At 34.6% G+C, this 5,693-nt stretch carries 6 protein-coding genes and 1 pseudogene; 5 read left to right on the top strand and 2 right to left on the bottom strand.

Annotated elements, in window-relative coordinates:
* Positions 1–70: 70 nt before the first annotated feature.
* From thrS to ACIQ6Z_RS08820, 5 genes are all read left to right on the top strand, one after another.
* Positions 71–2,011, top strand: coding sequence for a threonine--tRNA ligase (thrS, locus tag ACIQ6Z_RS08840; RefSeq protein ID WP_396210524.1), 1,941 nt, complete (start codon positions 71–73; stop codon positions 2,009–2,011).
* 28 nt (positions 2,012–2,039) lie between these two features.
* Positions 2,040–2,591 carry a translation initiation factor IF-3 gene (gene infC, locus ACIQ6Z_RS08835; protein ID WP_396210525.1) on the top strand — a complete coding sequence of 184 codons (552 nt, stop codon included), beginning with the start codon at positions 2,040–2,042 and terminating at the stop codon, positions 2,589–2,591.
* A gap of 104 nt (positions 2,592–2,695) precedes the next feature.
* A complete protein-coding gene (gene rpmI, locus ACIQ6Z_RS08830; RefSeq protein ID WP_194097101.1) occupies positions 2,696–2,893 on the top strand; it encodes a 50S ribosomal protein L35 in 198 nt (65 codons plus the stop codon).
* Between the two features lie 126 nt (positions 2,894–3,019).
* Complete coding sequence (rplT, locus tag ACIQ6Z_RS08825; protein WP_396210523.1) at positions 3,020–3,364, top strand: 50S ribosomal protein L20; 345 nt, start codon at positions 3,020–3,022, stop codon at positions 3,362–3,364.
* Positions 3,365–3,487: 123 nt separating this feature from the next.
* The gene (locus ACIQ6Z_RS08820) at positions 3,488–3,946 is read left to right on the top strand and encodes a DUF1569 domain-containing protein (RefSeq protein ID WP_396210522.1); all 459 of its coding nucleotides are present in this window, start codon (positions 3,488–3,490) and stop codon (positions 3,944–3,946) included.
* A 5-nt stretch (positions 3,947–3,951) separates the two neighbouring features.
* On the opposite strand, the gene ACIQ6Z_RS08815 is transcribed toward ACIQ6Z_RS08820, so the two are convergent.
* Entirely contained in the window at positions 3,952–5,016 is a 1,065-nt protein-coding gene (locus tag ACIQ6Z_RS08815; protein WP_396210521.1) for a peroxiredoxin family protein, read from the bottom strand.
* 10 nt (positions 5,017–5,026) lie between these two features.
* A pseudogene (locus tag ACIQ6Z_RS08810) lies at positions 5,027–5,693 on the bottom strand (asparagine synthetase B); the annotation flags it as partial.

Raw genomic sequence — 5,693 nt, 5'->3', positions numbered from 1 at the left:
AATATTATCCCTCCTTATATTGTATGGATTTTATTAATGGCTTATATTTGCAGCTTATAAATTTTAAAAAATGATACAAGTTACTTTACCCGACGGGTCGATTAAGGAGATGGTGCAAGGTGCTACTCCCATGGATGTTGCAAAAAGCATTAGTGAAGGTTTGGCTAGAAACGTGATTTCAGCTTCATATAACGGAACCACTATTGAAACAACAACGACCCTAACGACGGACGGTACACTTGTTTTATATACTTGGAATGATGTAGCTGGAAAAAAAGCATTTTGGCACTCTACTTCTCACGTTATGGCGCAAGCCTTAGAAGAACTCTATCCTGGCATTAAACTAACTTTAGGTCCGGCGATTGACAATGGTTTTTACTATGATGTGGATTTTGGGGAACAAAAAATTACAGATGCCGATTTCAAAAAAATCGAAGATCGTGTATTAGAAATTTCAAGAGAAAAACACGAATTTAAAATGCGTCCGGTTTCTAAAGCAGAAGCCTTAGCTGTTTATAAAAACAACGAATACAAAACAGAGTTGATTTCGAATTTAGAAGACGGAACAATTACGTTTTGTGATCATGCCAATTTCTTTGATTTGTGTCGTGGTGGTCATATTCCGAATACTGGAATCATCAAGGCAATGAAAATCTTATCGGTAGCAGGTGCTTACTGGAGAGGTGATGAAAAAAACAAACAGTTGACACGTGTATATGGTATTTCGTTTCCAAAACAAAAAGACTTAACGGATTATCTTGAATTATTAGAAGAAGCGAAACGTCGTGATCATAGAAAATTAGGAAAAGAATTAGATTTGTTCCATTTTTCACAAAAAGTAGGACAAGGTTTACCTTTATGGTTGCCAAAAGGAGCTGCTTTGCGCGATAGATTAGAGCAATTTTTGAAAAAAGCACAGAAAAAAGCCGGATACGAACAAGTTGTTACGCCACACATTGGTATGAAAGACTTGTATGTGACTTCTGGACACTATGCTAAATATGGTGCCGATAGTTTTCAGCCCATCCATACCCCAGCGGAAGGAGAAGAGTTCTTGTTAAAACCCATGAACTGTCCGCACCACTGTGAAATTTACAATGCAAGACCTTGGTCGTACAAAGATTTACCGAAGCGTTATGCTGAATTTGGAACGGTGTACCGCTACGAACAATCGGGTGAATTGCATGGATTGACTCGTGTGAGAGGATTTACTCAAGACGATGCACATATTTTTTGTACGCCAGACCAATTGGATGCCGAATTTAAAAATGTGATTGATTTGGTCTTGTATGTTTTTGGATCGTTAGGATTTGAAAACTTTACGGCACAAGTTTCGGTACGCGATTTAGACAATCCGGATAAATATATAGGAAGCGTTGAAAACTGGGAAAAAGCAGAAAATGCAATCATCAGCGCGGCCAAAGACAAAGGATTAAATTATGTGATTGAAGCGGGAGAGGCTGCTTTCTATGGCCCTAAATTGGATTTCATGGTAAAAGATGCCTTAGGCAGAAGTTGGCAATTGGGAACCATTCAAGTCGATTACAACTTACCAGAGCGTTTTGAATTGTCTTACAAAGGTGCCGACGACAAGTTGCACCGCCCGGTAATGATCCACCGAGCGCCTTTTGGATCAATGGAGCGTTTTATTGCGATTTTATTGGAACATACGGCTGGAAATTTCCCGATTTGGTTGATGCCTGAGCAAGCTATTATTCTGTCTTTGAGCGAGAAATATGAAAATTATGCGAAAAAAGTTTTAGATTTGCTAGAAAATCACGAAATTCGCGCCCTAATTGACAACCGAAATGAAACTATCGGGAAGAAAATTAGAGAAGCAGAAATGAAGAAATACCCATTTATGCTGATTGTTGGAGAGGAAGAAGAAAAAAATGGAACCATCTCTGTACGCCAAAGAGGGCAAGAAGGAAAAGGTAATATTTCGGTAACTATTGAAGAATTTGCTGCAATAATTAACGAAGAAATCAACAAAACATTAAAACAATTTTAAGTTTAACTAAAATAATAAAGCCATAGCAATTAGAAACAACAGAGGTTTTCAACCTCGCGAAGAGAAAAAAGCGGCACATCGTATCAATAATTTAATACGTGTTGCTGAAGTACGTTTAGTAGGCGAAAACATTGAACCAGGAGTTTATAAAATTGCCGATGCACTTCGTTTAGCGGAAGAGCAAGAAGTGGATTTGGTAGAGATTTCTCCCAATGCTGAACCGCCCGTTTGTAAATTGATGGATTATGGTAAATTTTTGTACCAACAAAAAAAGAGAGAAAAAGAATTAAAAGCAAAATCTACTCAAATTGTAATCAAAGAGATTCGTTTTGGACCTCAAACCGATGAACACGATTACGAATTTAAGAAAAAGAATGCGTTGAAGTTCTTACAAGACGGTGCAAAATTAAAAGCATTTGTATTCTTTAAAGGTCGTTCGATCATTTATAAAGAACAAGGGCAAATTTTATTATTGCGTTTGGCGCAAGAATTAGAAGAATTTGGAAAAGTAGAAGCCATGCCAGTATTAGAGGGCAAACGTATGATTATGTACATTGCTCCGAAGAAAAAAGGCAAATAGTTTTAAGGACTTGTAATTAGTCTTTAAACAAATCAACTAGTGATTACCCCGTAATCCTACCTAAAAATTAATAAGTAAGAATAGATTATAAATACAGGAAGAAAATGCCTAAAATGAAAACGAAATCTAGTGCTAAGAAACGATTCAAAGTGACTGGTTCTGGAAAAATCAAAAGAAAACACGCTTTTAAAAGTCACATTTTGACTAAAAAATCTAAAAAGCGTAAATTAGCTTTAACTCATTCTACCTTGGTTCACCCAACAGATGAGAGAAGCATTAAACAACAATTGAATTTAATTTAATTCGTTGTTTGGTTAAAACAATTTAGTAACCCTGGGGTGGGCCGACGAAGTACGAAGTATATAATACAACGTACGAAGTTTAAAAAGTGTTGAAAAACCGCCTTACTTCAAAAAACATTTAAAATTATGCCAAGAGCAACAAATTCAGTAGCATCAAAAGCTAGAAAAAAAAGAGTATTAAAACAAGCCAAAGGTTTCTTTGGAAGACGTAAAAACGTTTGGACTGTAGCTAAAAACGCGGTAGAAAAAGCAATGTGCTATGCTTACCGTGATAGAAAACAAAATAAAAGAAATTTCCGTGCTTTATGGATTACGCGTATCAATGCTGGTGCACGTTTACATGGTATGAGTTATTCTCAATTTATGGGTAAAGTAAAAGCTAACAACATCGAATTGAACCGTAAAGTTCTTGCCGATTTAGCGATGAACCATCCAGCTGCTTTCACAGCTATCGTTACCAAAATTAAATAATTACGTCTAACTCAGTCTTATCTTACTTATATACCAAACCCCGATGAAAATCGGGGTTTTTTATTTTAGCACAGAACGTTTATCTTTGAAACTACTTAAAATCCTTTAATTGAATTTAATCGCATGAAAACCCTGCTTCCAATACTCACTAATCTCACTGAAAAACTCGACGCTTTTGAGCAAGTAAAACCAACAGTATCCATAAGCAGCGTAGGTTGGCAAATTGAACATAGCATAAAAACTGTTGATCTGATTACAACCGCTTGTAAAAAATCGGATCCAAGTACTTATCAATGGAAATTTAATTTGAATCGGTTTTTGATTTTAGATGTATTACGAAAAATTCCAAGAGGAAAAGCCAAAGCACCAAAAGTGGTGCAACCTGAAGGCGAAATCACAAGAGAATCCTTGCAATTGCATTTGGAAAAAGTGCATCAAAACCTGGAAAATTGGGGAAAATTAGATCGAAATGTTTATTTTTTTCATCCTTACTTTGGAAACTTACATAAAAAAGCAACCGAACGATTTTTAAAACTGCATACGCTGCATCACCTCCATATTATCGAAGATATTTTGAAATAAAAAAACTATTCCGATTTTTTATCTATTCTTTCATTTAAAATCTTTTCCATATCTTCTATTGTGGGGTCAATAACTATTAGTTTTCCGTGAGTATCAATTAAAAAAATTGATGGAATTGCTTTTACACCAAAGGATTTAACAACTTTCCCTTCGAATTCATCGCTTTCTATCACGTTATCCCATTCCATTTTTTCAATTTGAATGACTTTTATCCATTTTAGCCGATCAGTATCTAATGAAACGCTAATAATTTTAACATTTTTTGACTTAAACTTTCTATATAAATCAATTAATTGAGGTATTTTTTTTCTACATGGTGCACACCATGAAGCCCAAAAATCAATAATTAAAATTTTTCCTCTATACGCTTCTGTATTTATCAAAGTATTATTTTCATTTGGTAATTCAAAATCAGCCATAAAATCTCCAATTTGTATTTTACCTTTAGGATATAATATTTCTTTTAAATTACTAATAAGTTGAGTATTTTGAGCAACTGTATCAATTTTATGAAAAATCAACTTCAAATCTTCAAAATTAGCTAATGAGTCTTGAGCTGCAAAATATAATAGTTCCCCCGAAAAATGATTTTTTGGATGCAAAGAAACTATTTCATCTATTTTATTGTACTTATTTTTTAGCCAATTTTCATTTCTTGGTAAAAACTCTATATACCTTAAAAATTCATTTTCTAACTCACTTGTTTGAGTTCCTTTAATATCTTTTAATACTATCCAATCATACTCGGTTTCATTATATTTTTTTCTTTCAATTTCAATAGTGACATAAATTTTCCTATTCTCTAAAAACACATCTTTATTCATTGAAGAAGTTCGATTGGTTGAAAACCGAGTAGCAAATACAACATCTTGAGAAGTAATTCCTGAAAAATAAAATTTACTATTAACAACCAAAGAACTATCTTTTTTGTTATTGTAATTAAAAAATAAATAACCGTTGTAATTTCCTTCAATTTGTCCAAAAATCTCGAACTTATCATTTCCATCCTGTGCAAAAAGTAGATTAAAAACAAAGAATAGGGATAGAAATATTATTTTAAATAATTTCATATTATACTTGTTACGTTTTCAACTTTTTCTTTCGCGCTGCTGGAAACAAGACATTGTTCAAAATCAAGCGATAACCGGGTGAATTGGGATGCAAGTCTAAAACCGTTGGGGCATCACCTACTCTATGTTGGTAATCCTCGGGATCGTGACCGCCATAAAAGGTAAACATGCCTTTTCCTTTGGTTCCATGAATGTAGCGAGCTTCGCCGTTAATTTTACATTCTCCCATTACCAAAACATTCGATTTTATTTTTTCTGCATCAAATGCGGTGGTTTGTCCCATGAAACCTTTGATCAACTGGGTATGATTTTGGCACAACATGGTTGGAATAGGATCCCATTTTGCCGAATAATCCATTAACGTAAAGTAATCTTTATCCATACTAAATGCTCCTTTTCCGTGTTCTTCAGTGGTATCGATATCAGAGAACTCGTAAACGATGGGTTGGCGTTCCAATTTGTAATTCTTAAAGGCAAAAGTGGCCGAAAAATCAATACCGGCTTGGTAATTGGGATCCGAATCGTCGCCATCAAACATGGGTTCGCAAATATCAACACCCTCTGCAGAAAGGGAAATATCAAAACTATCGGTTGCCGAACACATGGCAAACATAAAGCCGCCTCCAATTACAAAATCCCTTATTTTTTTGGCTACTGCTAATTTTTCTTGAGATACT

It is taken from the genome of Flavobacterium sp., assembly GCF_044376915.1.
In the GTDB taxonomy this organism is placed as follows: Bacteria; Bacteroidota; Bacteroidia; order Flavobacteriales; family Flavobacteriaceae; genus Flavobacterium.
Note: the sequence above shows the minus strand (reverse complement) of the source record. Positions and strands in the feature narration are given on the sequence as shown.

Excerpts from the sequence above, each read along its gene's own strand:
- thrS (WP_396210524.1), top strand. The coding sequence starts at position 71 with ATGATACAAGTTACTTTACCCGACGGGTCGATTAAGGAGATGGTGCAA.
- rpmI (WP_194097101.1), top strand. The coding sequence starts at position 2,696 with ATGCCTAAAATGAAAACGAAATCTAGTGCTAAGAAACGATTCAAAGTG.
- rplT (WP_396210523.1), top strand. The coding sequence starts at position 3,020 with ATGCCAAGAGCAACAAATTCAGTAGCATCAAAAGCTAGAAAAAAAAGA.
- ACIQ6Z_RS08820 (WP_396210522.1), top strand. The coding sequence starts at position 3,488 with ATGAAAACCCTGCTTCCAATACTCACTAATCTCACTGAAAAACTCGAC.
- ACIQ6Z_RS08815 (WP_396210521.1), bottom strand. The coding sequence starts at position 5,016 with ATGAAATTATTTAAAATAATATTTCTATCCCTATTCTTTGTTTTTAAT.